The organism is Fodinibius sp. (assembly GCF_034521915.1).
Lineage (GTDB): Bacteria > Bacteroidota > Rhodothermia > Balneolales > Balneolaceae > Fodinibius.
In genome coordinates, this window is record NZ_JAXHLU010000008.1 from 17848 (window position 1) to 38438 (window position 20591).

Annotated in this window: 12 protein-coding genes, 1 tRNA gene and 1 pseudogene; 4 read left to right on the plus strand and 10 right to left on the minus strand. The window is 42.6% G+C overall.

The genetic code is table 11. The features are described 5' to 3' along the window. Nucleotides 1-8: 8 nt before the first annotated feature. Nucleotides 9-671 (minus strand): fructose-6-phosphate aldolase, encoded by a 663-nt coding sequence (gene fsa, locus U5J89_RS06210; RefSeq protein WP_322574744.1) that lies wholly within the window; start codon nucleotides 669-671, stop codon nucleotides 9-11. 267 nt (nucleotides 672-938) lie between these two features. Here fsa and U5J89_RS06215 point away from each other — a divergent pair, with 267 nt between their 5' ends. The 4 genes from U5J89_RS06215 to U5J89_RS06230 all read left to right on the plus strand — a co-directional run bounded on the left by U5J89_RS06215 (nucleotide 939) and on the right by U5J89_RS06230 (nucleotide 8975). Beyond that, nucleotides 939-2117, plus strand: a complete 1179-nt coding sequence (locus tag U5J89_RS06215; protein WP_322574745.1) for an efflux RND transporter periplasmic adaptor subunit — start codon at nucleotides 939-941, stop codon at nucleotides 2115-2117. An 18-nt stretch (nucleotides 2118-2135) separates the two neighbouring features. Then, on the plus strand, nucleotides 2136-5408 hold the full coding sequence (locus U5J89_RS06220) for an efflux RND transporter permease subunit (protein ID WP_322574746.1): 3273 nt from the start codon (nucleotides 2136-2138) through the stop codon (nucleotides 5406-5408). A gap of 11 nt (nucleotides 5409-5419) precedes the next feature. Then, nucleotides 5420-8503 carry an efflux RND transporter permease subunit gene (locus tag U5J89_RS06225; RefSeq protein ID WP_322574747.1) on the plus strand — a complete coding sequence of 1028 codons (3084 nt, stop codon included), beginning with the start codon at nucleotides 5420-5422 and terminating at the stop codon, nucleotides 8501-8503. 124 nt (nucleotides 8504-8627) lie between these two features. Beyond that, nucleotides 8628-8975: a YtxH domain-containing protein gene (locus U5J89_RS06230; RefSeq protein ID WP_322574748.1), complete on the plus strand. Its 348-nt coding sequence runs from the start codon at nucleotides 8628-8630 to the stop codon at nucleotides 8973-8975. 141 nt (nucleotides 8976-9116) lie between these two features. Here U5J89_RS06230 and rpoC read toward each other — a convergent pair. The 9 genes and pseudogenes from rpoC to U5J89_RS06280 all read right to left on the minus strand — a co-directional run bounded on the left by rpoC (nucleotide 9117) and on the right by U5J89_RS06280 (nucleotide 20541). Then, a pseudogene (gene rpoC / locus U5J89_RS06240) lies at nucleotides 9117-13458 on the minus strand (DNA-directed RNA polymerase subunit beta'). Between the two features lie 52 nt (nucleotides 13459-13510). Beyond that, a complete protein-coding gene (rpoB, locus tag U5J89_RS06245; protein WP_322574751.1) occupies nucleotides 13511-17326 on the minus strand; it encodes a DNA-directed RNA polymerase subunit beta in 3816 nt (1271 codons plus the stop codon). Between the two features lie 179 nt (nucleotides 17327-17505). Beyond that, nucleotides 17506-17877 carry a 50S ribosomal protein L7/L12 gene (gene rplL, locus U5J89_RS06250; protein WP_322574752.1) on the minus strand — a complete coding sequence of 124 codons (372 nt, stop codon included), beginning with the start codon at nucleotides 17875-17877 and terminating at the stop codon, nucleotides 17506-17508. A gap of 54 nt (nucleotides 17878-17931) precedes the next feature. Then, entirely contained in the window at nucleotides 17932-18456 is a 525-nt protein-coding gene (gene rplJ / locus U5J89_RS06255; RefSeq protein ID WP_322574753.1) for a 50S ribosomal protein L10, read from the minus strand. A gap of 21 nt (nucleotides 18457-18477) precedes the next feature. Then, nucleotides 18478-19179 carry a 50S ribosomal protein L1 gene (gene rplA / locus U5J89_RS06260; protein ID WP_322574754.1) on the minus strand — a complete coding sequence of 234 codons (702 nt, stop codon included), beginning with the start codon at nucleotides 19177-19179 and terminating at the stop codon, nucleotides 18478-18480. 16 nt (nucleotides 19180-19195) lie between these two features. Further along, a complete protein-coding gene (rplK, locus tag U5J89_RS06265; protein ID WP_322574755.1) occupies nucleotides 19196-19627 on the minus strand; it encodes a 50S ribosomal protein L11 in 432 nt (143 codons plus the stop codon). A 73-nt stretch (nucleotides 19628-19700) separates the two neighbouring features. Next, nucleotides 19701-20264: a transcription termination/antitermination protein NusG gene (gene nusG, locus U5J89_RS06270; RefSeq protein ID WP_322574756.1), complete on the minus strand. Its 564-nt coding sequence runs from the start codon at nucleotides 20262-20264 to the stop codon at nucleotides 19701-19703. After that, complete coding sequence (secE, locus tag U5J89_RS06275) at nucleotides 20261-20443, minus strand: preprotein translocase subunit SecE (RefSeq protein WP_322574757.1); 183 nt, start codon at nucleotides 20441-20443, stop codon at nucleotides 20261-20263. The genes nusG and secE overlap by 4 nt, the downstream gene beginning before the upstream one ends. A gap of 25 nt (nucleotides 20444-20468) precedes the next feature. Then, a tRNA-Trp gene (locus tag U5J89_RS06280) sits at nucleotides 20469-20541 on the minus strand. Nucleotides 20542-20591 lie beyond the last annotated feature (50 nt).

The window sequence follows — 20591 nt, forward strand, 5'->3', positions numbered from 1 at the left end:
GCTTACGCTTATTTATTTTCTAACTCTTCCTGTAATGTATTCCAGTCATCAAGAAAACGTTCTAAGCCGCTGTCTGTTTTGGGATGGTGTAGCAGTTGATCAATTACCTTGAGTGGAATCGTAGCTACATCAGCACCCAGTCGTGCCGATTCAAGTACGTGCATCGGATGACGAATACTTGCGGCAAGTACTTCCGTTTCAAATCCATAATTATCGTAGATGTTTACGATATCTGCGATAAGCTGCATGCCATCACTTGAAATATCATCAAGCCGTCCAATAAACGGAGATATATATGTTGCTCCCGCTTTTGCTGCCAATAAAGCCTGTGTAGCTGAAAAACAGAGCGTACAATTGGTGCGAATACCTTCGTCAGATAGTGTTTTTATTGCTTTAATCCCATCTTTTATAAGAGGAACTTTCACAACTACATTGTCAGCTATTTTAGCTAACCCTCGTGCTTCCTCAACAATTTCGTCATATTCGGTAGAGACAACTTCTGCTGAAACATCACCCTCAACAAGATTACAAATTTTTGCTATATGTCCTTCAAAATCAGCAACACCGATTTTTGCACACAAACTTGGATTCGTTGTAACACCATCTAATATCCCTAAATCATTGGCTTCCTTGATTTCATCAAGATCAGCAGTGTCGATAAAAAATTTCATAATTCGGTCTATAACTTTTAAGGTTATTTTTCAATTACTTAAAATAAGAAATTTTATGCTCCTTTTTTGAATAGGAATTTTATAATTCTCTCATTCACAACTATAGTTGTAAAAAGTCTTAAATTCAGCTTACCGAGTAATTTTTTTAGTAATTTAGTGAACCATTTTACTAATACACACGTAATGCCACCCTTATATAAATTGCCATCAAATCTTAAACACGTGAAATACTCTTCATTCTTACTCGCATCATTAATAACTATCATCATGTTGCAAGCCTGTGGTAGTAACTCAGGTACCCCCAATCCAGGGAGCTTTGGCGAATCCAATCAAGGAGAACAAGCAACAAGCGTAGAAACCATAACAGCATCAACCGAGGACATTTCTCAACAAATTAAATCATTTGGTAATATTCGTGCACAAGAAATTGTCGAGGTGATGCCTCAGGTTTCAAATCGAGTGGTGGAAATTTACGCTGATCTGGGAGACACTGTTCGACAAGGTGATGTTTTAGCTAAGATTTATGATGCAACCTATCGCGACCAGTTTCAACAGGCAAAATCGCAGCTCGAACAAAACCGTTCTACTTATGTCCGTGATAGCCTGCAGTTTCAGCGGCAGAAAGAGTTATATAATAAAGATTTAATAAGCTCTACAGAATTTGATGAAGCGAAGGCAACATTTGAAAGTAGCAAAGCTCAGCTGGAATCATCACGTGCAAATCTTACCGAAAGCCGTGAAAATTTAAATAATACCGAAATAAAATCACCGGTTAATGGTGAGGTTCTCAGCCGTAATATTTCGGAAGGGGATATCGCTTCTACTGGAGAGATGGCTTTTGAAATAGCTAATTCGATCGGATTGCAAGTCCGGGTTTATCTGCCTCTGCAAGAGTGGCGAAATGTTGAAATCGGACAGCCTGCTGTATTTCAAGCATCCAATCAACCAGATGTCAGGGCCGAAGGTCGCGTCACTCAAATTAGTCCACGCCTGGATCCCAATACCGGGCTTGGTGAAGTTGTAATAAGCATTACCGATAAAGGTCAATCTGTTTATCAGGGCGTTTTAGTGGAATCGACTATTACCATTAACACCCATCAAGATGCCGTAGTCATTCCGCGCGCAGCCTTAGTTGAAAACGTGCAAACACTTATTGAACCCGAGTCAAACTCTATACAACTCAAACGTAATTATTCGGTTTTTACTGTTCAGGGAGATTCTCTTGCTCAGGAACATGAGGTTGAACTCGGTATTGAACAGGGTGACAAAGTTGAAATATTGAGCGGCATACAACCCGGTGATCAAATTGTTATTACGGGACATAATAATATTTCGGACAGCTCAAAAGTACGAATCGCAAATCCCGAACAGTTTCAGCAATCACCAAATGAAGTACCTATTGAAACAAGTGAAGACATTTCGCAAGACACAAGCTCAACCTCATAAAACAGATTCTTACTATTTATGAAAGCACTAGCAAGAAAAGCGGTTGAGCGTCCCGTTACATTTTTTATGACCGCACTTATTGTAATCGGATTTGGTCTTTTCGGTCTTTCTAATCTACGGCTCAACCTCTATCCGGATGTATCATTCCCCACTATCACCGTCTATACTACGTACGAAGGGGTGGCTCCGGGTGATATGGAAACCCTCGTAACCAGACCCATCGAAGAAGCAGTGGGAAGTATAAGTGGTGTTCGTGAAGTCCGCTCATCCTCCAAACAGGGAGCATCGGTTATCAAATTACGATTTAATTGGGGAACCGATCTCTATCAGGCCGAATCAGACGTTCGTAAAGAGCTCGATTTTGTTAGACGTACCATTCCTGATGATGCCGAACAACCAATCGTTTTTTCTTATGATCCTAATCAAGAACCAATTATTGTTCTCACTCTAACGTCTGACAGGCAAAGTCCACGTGAGCTTCGCACTATTGCCCGAGAACAGCTTGAGCAACGATTGGAGCGTATTCCCGGGGTAGCATCCAGCGAAACGGCTGGCGGATACGAACGGCAGATCAATATTGATATCAGCAATGAACAAATGCGCAGCTATGGATTGAGTATTGGTAACATATCCAACATCCTGCGACAGGAAAACATACAGGTTCCCGCGGGCGAATTAATTGAGGGGCGTACCATTTATTCGCTAAGAACTATTGGTGAATTTAAAAATGTTGATCAAATTCGTAATACCATTATCGCCCGCCAAGATGGTGAGCCCGTTCGCCTTGATGATATTGCTGAGGTCGAAGACGGAATTGCACAACCCAAGGGCAATGTTCATGTCAATAACCAGGATGGCGTAATTGTCAATGTTTATCGGCAAAGCGATGCAAATGTTGTTACAACAGCCAATGCCGTTATCAATAGCCTCGACGACCTCCGAGAGATCTTGCCCAGTGATGTTTCGGTAGATATTCTTACCAACGAAGCAGAATTTATCGAAATGTCCATCGACAACTTGCTGTGGACGGGATTACAAGCCGTAATTCTGGTTGTATTAATTCTGCTGGCTTTTCTCCACAGTAGTAGATCGGCGCTCATAATTGCCATCTCTATACCTGTTTCCATCATAGCTACATTCAGCATCATGGACTGGACAGATCTGAGCCTAAATATTATCTCTCTTTCGGGTTTAACATTGGCTGTGGGTATGGTTGTTGATGATGCGGTAGTTGTACTCGAAAACATCTTTAAATTTAAAGAAGATGGGTACAACCGTAACGATGCTTCAATATTTGGAGCACAGGAGGTTGCCGTACCTGTCGTTATCTCAACGCTTACCACACTCGTTGTCTTTATTCCCATTTTATTTGTGCCGGGAATTGCGGGATTTCTTTTCCGCGATTTAGCTCTAACGATTTCGTTTGCATTAATAGTCTCATCGCTGGTTGCTCTATCTCTCATTCCCATGATGAGTTCGATATTACTTAAAGAGAATAATAAAGAGGATACCGAATCAGATTCTTACCTCAAGCAACTGCTAGATTGGAGTAGCGGCAGCGTGTACAAGCGCATCTTAGCGGCTCCCCTGCTCTTATTGGGAGCTATTGTCTATCCACTTTACTGGCTATTTACATATCTGGGTAAAAAGACAGGCGCATTTTTCAGCAAAAAAGTAGGCCCCGTTTTCAAAAGATTCTTCGATTGGCTTGAAAACTCTTACAACAATAAGCTGGATAAGGTTCTAAATAATAGCGGTACTGTTGTTTTTGCTGCAGTCGTCTTGTTCTTGCTAAGCTTACCTATTTTTAACTTTTTGGGCGGGGAGTTTTTTCCAAAAGTTGATGACAATACATTTGTATTAGATGTTCAACGGGATCCGGGCGTGAGCCTTTTTGAGCTCGAACGATCTATTAAACAGGTCGAATCTATCATTGATAAGGAGGTCCCAGAAGCCCGTCTCGTTGTAGCAGATTTTGGTGATAAAGAAGGAATTGAGGGTGCCGATAATCCCGGAGGATATCAAGGTACGGTTCGAGTTGAACTAGTTGCTCAGGCACAACGTGAACGAGCAGAATCAGAAATTCTATCAGATTTACTTGATCAGCTCGAAGTAGTGCCCGGAACCGAAATTAAAGAGGTGCAACAAGATCCGCTTAGTCCCGAAGGTGAAAGCGGCCTCGTTGTTCAAATTTATGGGTACGATGCCGAAACGAAAAAGAAATTAGCAGATGGCGTAAAACAGCAGCTTCGCGAAATTGACGGCATTGTCAATGTTTTTAGCACTGCAGATCAAGGCCGGCCGGAACTTCGCGTAATAATGGATCGTGAACGAATTTCACGTTTAAACATGACAACTTCTGATGTGGCCAATGCGCTCAGCGACGCTGTTCGAGGTAATATCGCGACCACTTATGTAGATAAAGGAGTTGAATTTGAGGTTTTAGTCCAACTTGCACAACGAGATAAAACCTCGGCCAATGATTTACGGAACTTGCAAATTGAAACAACTGGCGGCGATTGGGTTCCTCTCTCAAATCTCGCAAGAATAGAGCGCTATAGTGGTCCTACAAATATTCTGCGGATCAACCAAGAACGCGTAACTGAAGTTTCGGCAGATTTATCTGATATAGACCTTAAAAATGCCAGTACTCATACCCGCGAAAAGCTTAATTCCATCAACTGGCCAGAAGGTTATCGATACGAAATTGCCGGTACGGCAGAAGATCAGCAAGAGTCGTTTAATTTCTTGCTACTCGCATTCATTATTGCCGGTATATTAACATATATGGTGATGGCCTCACAGTTTGAAAGTCTCGTAGAGCCTTTCATCATTATTCTCACCATACCGCTGGCCTTAACCGGCGTACTACTTATGCTCTGGCTTACAGGCACCTCTGTCAGCGTTACCTCGATGGTTGGACTTATCCTTTTATCGGGGATTGTGGTTAACAATGGTATTGTGATGATTGACTATATTAAAATTCTACAAGCTCGTAATTTTTCAAGACACGATGCAATTCTTGAAGGAGCAACTCGAAGGCTTCGTCCCATCTTGATGACTGCCTTTACAACCATTCTTGCGATGGTTCCATTGGCGCTCGAATTGGGATCAGGATCAGAAACATGGAGCCCAATGGCACGAACGGTTATCGGCGGTTTGGGAATGTCAACTCTGCTCATGCTTTTTGTTGTACCTTGCTTGTATAAAATTATTAATGCAATGGTCGAAAACTTTGGATTTGATTCAGTTCATAAAGTAGATCCGCTACAACAATCTGAAGTTTCCTAATTTAATTTGTTATGAAAAAGCTTACTGTTGCTGCACGCGTTTTAAAGCGCCCTATCACCGTAATAATGATTACCCTTATTGTAATAGGATTCGGTGTTTTCTCTCTTTCAAATCTTAAGGTAACGCTTTATCCTTCCTTCAATATTCCTATTCTTGCTATCCAATCCAGTTACAGCAATGTAGCTCCCGAAGATATGCAAAAGCTTGTAGTTGAACCGATTGAGGGCGCTGTATCAGCTATTGAAGGTATCGATACCATGGATGGCAGTATTAGTAAAGGGAGTGCATTTATCATCTTGCGCTTACAAAACGGTATTGATATCCGTAGAACGGAGCTGAAAGTTCGAGAAGAAATTTCCAGAATACGTAATGAATTACCCGACGAAGCTAGTCAACCCATAATTTTTCAGTTTGATCCTGAAAATCAACCCATCATGAGGCTAAGTTTGGATGCGAATAACAAGGGCCTCGATGAGTTACGCAGGCTTGGCCTTGAATTCATAGAGCCTCGCATTGAACGACTTGAAGGAGTTGCATCAGCTGATACACGCGGAGGGCTTGAGCGTAAAATATTTATTAATGCCGATCCTATGTCACTGGCTCAACATCGGCTTGTCCCCTCTGATATAGAATCTGCCCTGCGGTCAAATAATGTAGCAGTACCTGTGGGGGATATTGTCACCCAAAAAACCAGCTTTAGTGTCCGGGCTCTGTCAATGTATCGTGATGTGGAAGAAATACGGCAAACGATCATTAAAACCACTGACGAAGGTATTCCCATCAGACTAAAAGACATCGCAGAGGTTGAAGATAGTTTTGCCGAAATATCTACTATTGTGGAAGTCAATGGTAAAAACAGCGTCAACATTAACATTCAAAAAAAATCTGATGCCAATACCCTGGATGTGTCAAACGCTGTATTAGAAAATATTGATACTATCAATAGCAATCTGCCGCCGGGCGTTAATCTGCACGTATTAACCAATAGTGGTGATAATATTGAAAATTCAATTTCCAATCTCACCCAATCAGCCTTGGCAGCGCTAATCGTCGTTATTATTGTCTTGCTTATTTTCTTAGGGGGCTGGCGAATTGCTTTAGTTGTAGCGGCTTCTATTCCTGTATCGGTTACTGCAACCTTTGCTGCCATGTACGCAACAGGGCTCACACTCAACATCCTTACCATAACCGCTCTTGCCTTAGCCATTGGCCTGCTCGTAGATAATGCCATAGTTGTTTCAGAAAGTATCGCTCGTAAACTCGAAGAGGAAGTACCCAAGATGCAAGCTGCCCTTGAAGGAACAAACGAAGTTATCGGTGCACTTCTCGGGGCTACACTAACCACTCTTGGTGTATTTGTTCCCATCATTGGACTATCCGGTGTAATGGGTCAGTTTTTTACTCAGTTTGCGGTAACAATCAGTATGTCTATCGGGATCTCTTTTCTTGCATCTGTAATTCTCGTGCCTGTTCTATCGCTTCTCTTTTTAGATAACAAACAATTCCAAAATGAGCACTCTACTCTAAAAGCAACCCAATTTATTGAAAATTGGTACGAGCGTTCGCTTCGATGGCTGATGTTCCATAAGTGGGTTGCGGTTATTTTTGTGATTGGCATTCTGGGTAGCACGTATCTGCTTTTCCAAAATATCGATAAAGAATTTTTTCCGCAGTCAGACAGCGGCACTGCAAATGTTAATGTAGAACTTCCCACTGGTACAAAACTCGTAAGAACGGCCCAAGTACTTCGTGACTTTACTGATCAAATCAGACAAATGGATGAGGTTGAGACTGTAATTACAGAAATTGGACAAAGTGGTTACAGAGAACGTACCAATGAAGGAGAAATTACGGTCAATCTGGTTCCTGAACAGGATAGGGATATAAGCACAAATCGATTTTCTGCCAATCTTCGACAACAGCTTGATGCCCCCGGCGTAGAAATAAATATCAGGGGCGGAGGTGGAGGATTCGGTGGTTTGGGCGGTGGCATACGTCTTAGCCTTGTGGGGCCAGATATAGATATCCTTAAAGGCATTTCCGATAAAATTGAATCTACTCTTATTAACGACCCAAATGTTATCTCGGTCGACAATGGCCGTACTGATCCCACACCCGAGCTACAATACCATGTCGATCGGCAGCGCATCAGCCGCATGGGCAGCTCCCTAAATGAAGTCGCCACATCACTAAAAACCCAAGTACAGGGTACTCGTGTAGGTTACCTAAGAGAGGAAGGACGTGAAGTTCCTATTGAAGTTCGAGCTTCCAAAACTGCGCTCACTAACCGGCAACAGTTATCCGATCTCGAACTTATACAAATAGACGGTCAACGCATTCCGGTAGCGGCACTGGGGCGCTTCGAAAGTGCTGAAGGAGTCAACTCCATAAGTCGCCGCGATCGCGAAACGGTGCTCGATGTCAACATTGAAGTTGATGGTAATCCCAATGAGTACCGGCAAAAGATTGTTAATATTATTCGGGAACAAGTAGTACTCCCTGAGGGATATCGTTATGAATTTACCGGGGGCACACAAGATGCCGATGAAGGCTCAAATGAAGTAATGTGGTCACTCCTTTTTGCGGTTTTATTAACTTATATGATTATGGCCTCTCAATTTGAAAATTTCCGTGACCCATTTATTATTTGGTTTACCATTCCCCTAGCATTCTTTGGGGCACTTGCCAGCCTGTGGATAATGCAAACACCATTAAGTCTTACTGCCTATATCGGCATGTTCATGCTTGTAGGTATTATTGTTAATAACGGCATTGTATTAGTTGATTACATGCATCTGTACTCCAAGAATAATGAACATTCGAATTCATTATTTAATAACGTAATGGAAGCCTGTAAAAGACGTTTACGCCCTATCCTTTTAACTGCCCTTACCACTATCTGTTCAATGATACCGCTTTCGCTAAATATCGGTACTGGAGCCGCGATATGGGCACCTCTGGCACGCGCTGTAATCGGCGGTCTCTTCTTCGGTTCAATACTTACACTTTATGTGATTCCAGCTTTTGTTATGGGGATAAGCAAAAATCGTCGTGATGCAGTAAAAGCACAGAGCAAAGAAATTGAAAAAAGCTGATCACAATTTTTAAATAACTGGCAGATATTGCATATTAAAGCAACAAAATTCACGTTAACAACACACAGTATCTAACTAATTTCACTTATTTGACAAAACAGGCTACAGGAGGCAGGAATTTATTATGAGTAAATCAAAAGACTTTACACTTGGTTTAATTTCAGGCGCGTTAGTGGGTTCGGTCGTAGCTTTACTTTACGCCCCGGATAAAGGAAGCAATACACGAGACATAATTTCTTATCGTTTAAGTTCTTATCTGGATGAACTTACCCATCTTATTGACCGTCTTTCGGAAGAAAAGGAAGCGATTTCAGAGGCTAAACGCCAGGGAGATCTTGTTGTTGAAGATGCCCGTCACCGGGCCGAAGATCTCATCCGTGAAGCAGAAGATCTGTTAGATACGATTGAAGATCCAGAGGGTGGTAGTAAAGGAAATAATTCTACTCACCAAAAAACCGATAAATCTTCATAATTTCACAATCACATCTTCTTTTAAGTGGGAGTTAGCTTTTCATCAAAGCTATATTTTCCTCTCCAAACTAATTAAATAAAAAAAGTGCCCATCATCTCTGACGGGCACTTTTTTTATTATGCAATTATTTGCAAGAACTGATCAGGATTCATCATCCTCAACATCAGCTTCTGCTGTTGGTTTCGCTTCTTCTCCATTGCCTTCGGATCCGGCAAGCTCATCGAATACTTTAGCAACTTCTTGCTCTTCTTCGTCAAGCTCTTCTTTCTTACCAACAATAAGATCATCATACTTACGGAGACCGGTACCGGCAGGTACTTTGTGTCCCACAATAACATTTTCTTTGAGTCCCTGAAGGGTATCCTTCTTGGCCTCAATAGATGCTTGTGTCAGAACTTTCGTAGTCTCCTGGAAGGAGGCAGCAGATAAGCCAGCTTTCTGTTGAGAGTGCTGCACGCGTAATACCGAGTAGTATCGGCTTGGAAATAGCCGGTTCGGCTTCACGTGTTTCAATCTCATCTACACCTTCTTTAATTAGTTCATTATTCGTTTCTCGAACTTCGCGACGGGTGAGCAGTGCTCCCTGCTTAAGGTCACTTCCGCCCGGATCGGTAACAACATATTTACCGATAAGCTCATCGTTCTTGTTGTTAAGCTCAAATCGGTCAACCTTATCTCCTTCAAGATACATGGTATCTCCGGGATCAGTTACCTCAACCTTCTGCATCATGGTGCGAACAATGGTTTCAATATGTTTGTCATTGATTTGCACCCCCTGCAGTCGGTAAACCTCCTGAATTTCATTCACAAGGTATGATTGTACTGCATATGGTCCGAGAATATTCAGAATTTCTTCGGCCGGAATGGTACCGTCAGACAATTGCTGACCAGCTTCCACATAATCATTTTCCTGCACCAGAATATGCTTAGACAGAGAAATGAGATAAGTTTTTTCGGTCTTGCCGTCTTTACTTTCAACGATAACTTCCTGCTTACCTCGCTTACGGCCACCCATCTTAACAACACCGTCAATTTCTGATACAGCAGCCGGATCGTTTGGCGAACGAGCTTCAAAGAGCTCCGTTACACGCGGAAGACCCGCTGTAATATCTTTCGATTGACCGGTAGATCGTGGAATCTTAGCGAGAACCTGTCCGGCTGAAACTTCTTCTTCGTCTTCCACAACAATATGTGTATCAACGGGAAGTGTTTTCTCCCGAACTTTATCGTCATCACCTTTAACCAACAATGTTGGTATCAGTGAACGATCTTTGGAATCTATAACAACTTTTTCACGGTGACCTGTTTGAGCATCCGTTTCTTCTGCAAACGTGATATCTTCAAGGATATCTTTATACTCAACAACACCATCGATCTCAGCATAAATATTGGCATTGTAGGGATCCCAATTACAGAGTGGTACTCCTTTGGGAATCTCATCGCCTTCTTCAACCAAGAGCTCAGAACCGTAAGGGACGTTGTAGGAAATAAGTTCTTTTCCTTCCTCGTCCTTAATCTTTATTTCTCCGGCCCTACTGAGTACGACATCATGAATTTCCTCTCCGTCATCGTATTCAACAACACGGATATTTTCGAACTCAACCTCACCTTCAAACTTAGCCTTGTGCATTGATTCTGACTCAACGCGAGAGGCCGTACCACCAACGTGGAAAGTACGCAGCGTAAGCTGTGTACCGGGCTCACCAATTGACTGGGCCGCAATAACTCCTACAGCTTCACCGACCTGAACCATCGTATTTCTGGCCAAGTCTCGGCCATAGCACATAGAACATACTCCACGTTCAGTTTCACAAGTAAGTACCGATCGAATTTCAACTTCTTCAATAGAAGTTTCGGCAATACTCTGCGCAACATTTTCATCAATAAGCTGATTAGCTTCACAGAGAAGTTCATCAGAAATGGGATCATAAATATCGTGCAGTGAAACGCGACCCAGAATACGATCTTCCAGGCTCTCGATAACATCTTCGTTATCTTTAAGTGCCTTCATCTTAATGCCGCGCAGTGTTCCGCAGTCTTGCTCATTAATAATGATATCCTGAGAAACATCAACAAGTCGACGTGTCAGATAGCCTGCATCCGCAGTTTTAAGAGCCGTATCGGCCAGCCCCTTACGGGCACCGTGCGTAGAAATAAAGTATTCAAGAACCGTTAGTCCCTCTTTAAAGGATGAGAGAATAGGATTTTCAATAACCTCATTTCCTTCCTGTTGAGAACTTTTCTGAGGCTTCGCCATAAGTCCACGCATACCACCAAGCTGACGAATCTGCTCTTTAGATCCTCGAGCACCCGAGTCAGCCATCATAAATACCGGATTAAATCCATCTCTGTCTTCTGTCAATGCAGTAAACAGCGATTCAGAAACGCGGTTTGTGGTACTTGTCCACTTGTCAATAACCTGATTGTAGCGTTCATTATCGGTAATGAAACCCATTTCGTAACGCTCATCGATTTCAGCTACCTCATTTTTAGCTTTTTCAAGCAGCTGATCTTTTTCATCAGGTGTTACAATATCTTCGAGGCTAAAGGAAATGCCACCGGTAGTAGCTTCTTCAAAACCAAGACGTTTCATTTCGTCAAGGAATTCAGCCGTACGTGCTGTTCCAACCTCATAGTGGATATCGCCAATCAATACACGCAGCTCTTTCTTACCGAGCGTCTTGTTTACGAATTCCATCGGTTCAGGCAGAATCTTATTGAATAACACACGGCCGGTAGTAGTCTTGATAATCTCCTGAACTTGCTCACCATCTTCATTTTCTTTGGTGATTCGGAGATTAATCTTGGCATGCAAGTCAATGCGATCACGATCATAAGCGATCAGCACCTCATCCATATTGGCAAAAGTTTTACCTTCACCTCGCTTGTCACTGGCCATCTTGGTCATATAATATATACCAAGAACCATATCCTGTGATGGTACTGCAATAGGTCCACCGTTAGCAGGACTCAACAGGTTATGTGATCCAAGCATAAGTACTGATGCTTCTAAAACGGCATCATTACTTAGCGGCAAGTGAACTGCCATCTGGTCACCGTCAAAGTCAGCATTGTAAGCGGTACATGCCAGCGGATGCAATCGAATTGCTTTTTCCTCAATCAGTACCGGCTGAAATGCCTGTATACCAAGCCTGTGCAATGTCGGTGCACGGTTAAGGAGCACGGGATGTCCATCAATTACATTTTCAAGTACTTCCCAAACAACCGAGTCTCGGCGATCAACTACTTTCTTCGCTGACTTAACTGTTTTTACATATCCACGCTCAATTAAGCGACGGATAATAAATGGCTTGTAGAGTTCAACTGCCATCTCTTTAGGCAGACCACACTGATGCATTTTCAGTTCTGGTCCAACTACAATTACCGAACGGCCGGAATAGTCAACACGCTTACCGAGCAAGTTCTGTCGGAATCGTCCACTTTTACCCTTCAGCATATCACTGAGAGATTTCAGAGGACGATTGTTATTGCGTACTGCGTTAGATTTTCGAGAATTATCATAGAGCGAATCAACCGCTTCCTGCAACATACGCTTCTCGTTACGCAGGATTACATCAGGCGCTTTAATATCAATCAGACGCTTGAGTCGGTTATTTCGGATGATAACCCGTCTATATAGATCGTTGAGATCCGAAGTCGCAAATCGACCTCCTTCCAGAGGTACAAGGGGTCGCAATTCCGGAGGTATAACAGGAATCACACTTTGCACCATCCACTCAGGACGATTTTCGGTGTGCTGATTTGCCGCACGGAATGATTCAATAACTTGCAGACGCTTCAACTTTTTCTTTTTACGCATCTGCGACGTCTCGTTACGTGCCTCATAGCGCAGACGATAAGCAAGTTCATCGAGATCTTGAGTAGCCAAGAGCTCTTCAATAGCCTCAGCACCTTCTTTAGCTCTAAACTTATCTTCATCATCGTCATCCATCTCCCACTGGTCTTCGGGAAGCTGTTCCTGGATATCATAATATTCTTCTTCAGAAATCAGGTCACCCTTCTTGTAACCGAGATCACGGGCTACACCGGGATTCATAATTACATACGTTTCGTAATAGACAATCTTCTCAAGATTTTTGGAAGAGTAGCCTAATAGGTAAGCAAGTTTATTAGGTAACGACTTGAAGTACCAGATATGAACGACGGGAACGGTCAGAGAAATGTGTCCCATACGTTCGCGGCGAACAGCTTTTCGGGTTACTTCAACGCCACAGCGGTCACAAATAATCCCTTTGTAGCGGATCCGTTTGTATTTGCCACAGTGGCATTCATAGTCTTTGACCGGTCCGAAGATCTTTTCACAGAAAAGACCATCCATTTCCGGTTTAAATGTACGATAGTTGATTGTTTCGGGAGTTAAGACTTCGCCGTGCGACCGAGACAAGATCGTCTCAGGTGATGCAAGGGAAACTCCAATTTTATCGAAGTCTTTCGAAACTGTTAATGTGTTAGTAGTCGGCAAGGAAGTACCTCCGGATTGACTTTATTTAACAGGACAAATTCTGTTGTTCTAATTAATCGATGTGAATTTCAAGGCCAAGACCCATCATTTCGCGTAGTAGTACCTTAAATGATTCTGGCACATCACCTTCGGGCAAGTTTTCACCTTTTACAATTGCCTCGTAAACGCGAGAACGGCCTTTCACATCATCACTTTTTACAGTAAGCATCTCTTTCAAGATACTTGAAGCTCCATAGGCATACAACGCCCAAACCTCCATCTCTCCGAGACGCTGACCACCAAACTGTGCTTTACCGCCCAGCGGTTGTTGCGTTATGAGAGAATATGGTCCAATAGATCGGGCATGCATCTTATCCTGAATTAAGTGATTGAGTTTTAGGATATACATGTATCCAACCGTAGTTTTTTGATCCATCGGTTCACCGGTGCGTCCATCATATAGTGTAACGCGACCATCTTCGGGCAGGCCTGCTTCACGCATTTTTTCTTTAACCTGCTCTTCGCTGGCCCCATCAAAAATGGGAGAGGCAAATTTAACGCCCAGCTTTTCGCCAGCCCAACCGAGAATCGTTTCGTAAATCTGTCCAAGGTTCATTCTTGAAGGAACACCCAGGGGATTAAGTGCTATATCAATAGGCGTTCCATCTTTCATGTACGGCATATCTTCGACCGGTACAATCTTTGCAATTACACCCTTATTACCGTGTCGACCAGATAGCTTATCACCTACCTGAAGCTTACGTTTTTTAGCAACATATACTTTCGCTTTCTGGATAATTCCGGGCGGGAGATCGTCTCCAACCTGAATCTGATATTTTCTTCGCTTGGCTTCAGTATCAATTTCTCTTCGAAGCGAACGGTAGTTCTTAAAAAGTAACCGCACATGTTCTACCAACTCATCATCAGTAGCCCACTGTATATTTTCATTGATATTTACAGGGTCGAGCTCTTCAAAATCTGACTTACGATATTTTTCACCTTTCGGAATAAGCTCAATGCCATTAAAATCATACACACCTGGTGATGTTTTATCTCTCAACAAGGTATACAATTTATCAACCATCTTACTGTTGAGATCATCAATTTTTTCCTGATGACGCTCATTCTCGAGTTCAACCTGTTTTTTCTCTTCTTTTCGAGAAATCTGCTCATCACGCTTGCGGCTAAAGAGCTTGGTATCAATAACCGTTCCCTTAACTCCGGGAGGCACTTTCAATGATGCATCTTTCACATCACCGGCCTTATCACCAAAGATAGCTCGCAAGAGTTTTTCTTCAGGAGTAGGATCGGTTTCTCCTTTAGGTGTAATCTTACCTACCAGAATATCACCGTGGCTAATCTTAGCACCCGTTCTGATGATACCTTGTTCATCAAGATCGGCGGTGGCCTCTTCACTCACATTAGGAATTTCACGTGTAAGTTCTTCTTCACCGCGCTTGGTATCGCGAACTTCCTGTTCAAACTCTTCAATGTGGATAGAGGTATACATATCTTCCTGAACCACGCGCTCACTCACCACAATGGCATCCTCAAAGTTGTATCCTCTCCACGGTACAAATCCAATGAGAACATTACGTCCAAGAGCAAGCTCACCTTGATCAGTAGCACATCCATCAGCAAGTGTATCACCTTTCTTAACCTTATCCCCAACTTCTACAATGGGTGTCTGGTTAATCGTTGTATCTTGATTGGTGCGTTGAAACTTCTCTAGCTTATACTTTTTAATACCTTCATCGAAATAGCACTGCTGTTCCATTTCGGTGCGGTCATATTTCACATGGATTTCATTAGCACTCACATAAACCACCTCACCGTCTTCGTCGGCCGTAATAATAGCTCGTGAATCTTTTGCAGCGCGATGCTCCAATCCAGTACCCACCGTAGGCGAATCCGGACGTAACAGAGGCACCGCCTGACGCTGCATGTTGGCTCCCATGAGAGCACGGTTCGCATCGTTATGTTCTACAAATGGAATGAGTGATGCGGCAACTGAGGCAATTTGGTTCGGAGAAACATCCATGTAATGAATTTCTTCGGGATCTGCCAAACCAACTTCACCATCGCGGAAACGAGAAAATATATTATCGCTTTTGAACACCCCTTTCTCATCAAGAGGAGCGTTTGCTTGTGCAATAATGGTCTCGTCTTCCTGCTCGGCAGAAAGATACTCGATCTCTTTCGTAGCCTGACCATCCTTTATTTTTCGATATGGCGTTTCAAGAAATCCGAAATCATTAACTTTTGAATGCACACAGAGCGAAGTAATCAAACCAATATTTGGGCCCTCAGGTGTTTCAATGGGACACAATCGACCATAGTGCGTATAGTGAACGTCGCGAACCTCAAATCCAGCTCTTTCTCGCGTTAATCCGCCTGGTCCAAGTGCCGACATACGACGCTTGTGTGTAAGTGTCGCCATCGGATTGGTCTGATCCATAAACTGTGACAATTGGTTCGTACCAAAGAAGGTATTAATCACAGAAGAAATCGTACGGGCGTTCACCAAATCCTGTGGAGTCAACTGCTCAGCGTCACGTGAGTTCATTCGCTCTTTAATGGTACGCGACATACGAGCAAGCCCGATTGAAAACTGCTGGGAAATCTGCTCCCCGATTGTACGAACCCGACGGTTGCTCAAGTGATCAATATCATCAACCTGAGCCTTCATATTCTTAAGACGAATAATTTCTTTGATGATAGCCAGGATATCCTCTGGTGTCAGATATCGAATATCCATATCCACATCTATCTTCAGACGCTTGTTCAAACGATAACGGCCCACTTCACCAAGATCATACTTCTTGTCACTAAAGAACAGACGCTCAAGCACTTGTCGTGCTGTTTCAGCATCCGGCATTTCACCTGTTCTAATCTGGCGATAAATTTCTGCGAGTGCAGATTCCTCATCATGAGAAGGATCTTTACGCATGCTATTCATGAACACATCGCGCTCAGACTCTTCGGGTTCAAGTGTTTGAACACGAACCTCATCTAAATCAGCTTCTTTTAAGAGCCCATAATCATCTTCCGTTAATTCATGATCAACTTCGAGCAGTACTTCACGGCTTTCCGCTTCCGTAACCTCTCCCGTTTCATCATCAATAACTTCTTCGATTTTCTCTTCGACAATATCCGTAGCAAGGCGTCGACCGACAAGCTCTTTCTTAAACTGCTTCTTCGATTCAATTTCAATGAGCTCTGTTCCACCAAAAAGGTTAAACAGTTCTTCATCACTCGAGTATCCCAGTGCTCGAAGCAAGGTCGTAAATGGAACCTTTTTCTTACGATCAATATAGGCCCAAAGTACATCTCTAATATCTGTAGAGAATTCTATCCAAGATCCCTTAAAAGGAATTACCTTGGCATTATACAGCTGTGTACCGTTAGGATGCACATTTTGACCGAAAAATGCTCCCGGTGAACGGTGAAGTTGACTTACAATCACTCGCTCAGATCCATTAACAATAAAGCTGCCTTTATCTGTCATCCAAGGCAGATCGCCCAAAAACACTTCCTGCTCAATCGTTTCAGTAGTCTCGTCATCATCGTCAACAGCAGAAAGACGAAGCTTTGCCTTCAAGGGTACGGCATAAGAAAGCCCACGTTCCTGGCATTCTTTGATACTGTATTTTGGGGTATCCACGCTGTAATGCATGAATTCCAAAATATGCGTTTCCCGAGAATCCTGGATTGGAAAGTTGTTGTTAAATATTTTTTGAAGACCCTGATTTTTGCGGTCTTCCGGTGCAATATCTAATTGAGTAAAGTCCGAAAACGACTCAAGCTGAATATCCAAAAAATCAGGATAGTCGAGCACATGTTCAGTACTACCAAATGATAAGCGGTCGGTGAAAGGTATTTTCTCCATTTTACTTTGTTTATTCAAAAGGAACCTCTCCTTTTAATTAAAAGATGATGATGAGCTGATTTTGCCGCTTTAGATACACTTTATACAAAGTGAATAGCTAGCATGCAAATAGACGCCAATAGCCAATACCGTAAAAACGATATTGGCTAATGACAAATACGTATTTAATTGAGCTCTATTTACTTGAGCTCAACTTCAGCACCTGCGTCTTCAAGCTTAGACTTAAGGTCTTCAGCTTCTTCTTTAGAGACGGCTTCTTTAATTGGGTTCGGTGCATTATCAACCAATTCCTTGGCTTCTTTAAGACCGAGACCAGTGATACTGCGTACTTCTTTAATAACAGCAATCTTTTTATCTCCGGCACCGGTAAGAACAACATCAAATTCTGTTTGTTCTTCTTCGCCGCCACCTTCTCCACCACCGGCTGCTACTACAGCACCTCCGGTTGCAGGTTCAATGCCGTATTCCTCTTCAAGAAATTCAGCGAGTTCGTTTGCTTCTTTTACAGTTAAGTTGACTAATTGTTCAGCTAAATCTTTAACGTCAGCCATTGTTTATATCTCCGATTGATCTTTGTGAATTGAAAATTCGTGTGTTAGTAATTGTTATTCGTCGCCTTTTTCAGCGATTGTTTCAAGGGCTCCGGCAATATTTCGACCGGGAGCTTGTAAAGCACCTACAACATTAGAAACAGGACCAAGCAAGAGACCAACAATGTCTCCGAGAATCTCAGTCTTAGACTTCATAGCAGCCAGCGTTTCAAGCTCATCCTCACCGTAATAATCTCCGTCGATGATTGCAGCTTTAAATTTTGGCTTTTCTGTTTCGTCAAATAGATTCTTAATCACTTTTGCGGGTGCGGCAAGCTCTTCTTCTACAAAGGCAAAGCCATTTTGCTCAACCAAGTGGGGATACAAATCTTCATATCCGCCAACCTCGTCCATGGCCCGTTTCACCAAGGTGTTTTTATACACTTTATACTTGATATCACCTTCAAAGAATTCGCCACGCATGTTGTTGATTTCTTTTACCGACATCCCTGAGTAGTTGGTGATATATACAGCACCTGAACCTTTCAGATCTTCGGTAATTTCTTCAACAGTTTGTTTTTTTTCTGCTAATGTTGGCATTATTCAGTTCCTATTTTGTCTTTATGCAGAAATTATGGATGAACGACTCAATGGAATACTTGGGCCCATTGTTGAACTCATAAACGCGCTTCGGATATACAATCCTTTAGCAGAAGCGGGTCTGAGTCTCATGACCGTACGCATAAATTCCATAGCGTTTTCACGGATTTCGCGGGCATCAAAGCTTACTCGTCCGATTGAAGCGTGTAATATACCATACTTGTCTACACGGAAATCAATCTTACCAGCTTTGGCTTCTTCAACTGCCTCAGCGACATCGTTTGTAACAGTACCACTTTTCGGATTCGGCATAAGTCCACGTGGACCCAAAATGCGTCCAAGCTTACCTATCTGCCCCATAACATCCGGAGTAGCAATAATTACATCAACGTCTGTCCATCCTTCTTCAATTTTCTCTATATACTCTTCAAGACCTACATGATCTGCTCCGGCCTCTTTGGCTTCTTCTTGCTTAGCTTCATTAACTAAAGCTAATACGCTTATTTCTTTACCTGTACCGTGTGGCAAGGTAACAGAACCGCGTACCATCTGATCGGCATGTCGGGGATCGACTCCCAAACGTAAATCCAGATCGACGGATGCATCGAAGTTAACCGCAGAGGTCTTCTTCACAAGATCACAAGCTTCCTCCAGAGTATATTCCAACTCGGAATCAACGAGCTTTGCGGCCTCTTGGTATTTCTTTCCTCGTTTAGTTGACATAAATTAATTTTACCTTCTATTTATCTCTTTGTACTCGCAGCCCCATACTTCTGGCAGTACCTGCAATCATTTCTGCAGCACTCTCAATCTCAAAAGCATTGAGATCCTGCATCTTCTGTTCTGCTATCTCTTTGCACTGGGTCCAGGTTACCTGGCCAACTTTAGTTCTGTTTGGCTCTCCGGAACCGGATTTAATCCCAGCAGCTTGTTTTAGCAGTACTGCAGCAGGTGGAGTCTTAGTTATGAAAGTGAAGGATTTATCCTGATACACAGTAATCTCAACCGGTATAATCGTTCCGGCGTCTTCTTGTGTAGCAGCATTAAATGCCTTACAAAACTCCATAATATTGATCCCAGCCTGACCTAACGCAGGTCCAACAGGTGGTGCAGGGTTTGCCTGCCCGCCACGAATCTGGAGCTTAAGTACTTGATCTACTTTTTTTGCCATTTTAATTTACTGCTTGTACTAATTTTTATTTGCCGCGTAATAGCTCACTTTGCATCAAGTGATTAAATTGTGGTCAAGTTGCAGGTTCTACCTGGTTCACACCAACTTCAACCGGGGTCTTTCGACCGAAAATACTTACAAGAACACGTAGTTTGAGTTTATCAGTATTAATCTCTTGTACGGTTCCATCAAAATCTTTAAATGGTCCATCAATAACCTTTACAATATCTCCTTCATCATAGGGAATTTCAATCTTGCCTCCTTCCTCCATTGCGTCCTCATTGTCCTGAACTTGTCCAAGAATTCTATTTACCTCGGACTTACGGAGAGGTTTGGGATTTTGTTCATTCTTATTCTTTAAAAATCCAATTGTTGATGGAGCACCTTGAATAAGGTTATTTACCTCCTCATCATAAATTGTCTTCAAAAGAATATAGCCGGGAAGAAAGTTCTTTTCCCGTGTGCGTTTTTTTCCTGACCGTATCTCAATTACTGTTTCAGTAGGAATCAACACCTCACTAATTTTATCTTCCAGTCCCTGCAATTCGATTTCACGATCCAAATATCGCTTAACCTTTTTTTCATGGCCAGAAAATATACGTACGATGTACCACTGATGTTGATCTTCTTGTGTCATTGATAAATGGCCTCTAATATCGTGCTATAAACTTGATCTACCGCAAAAATAAATGCAGACAAGAGTATCGTAAATACTACTACAACAATAGTATAGTCAACCAACTCGTCCTGATCTGGCCAGGAGACTTTCTTCATCTCCTTGCGCACATCTTGTAAATATTCTTTTATACTATTCATGAACTTATATCCAATTCTAAACTTGCACGGGTGGAAGGACTTGAACCCACAACCTTCGGTTTTGGAGACCGCTGCTCTGCCAATTGAGCTACACCCGTATATGCCGAAAGAACAGACCTTCAAGAAGCCTATTCTTTCGTGCAATTTT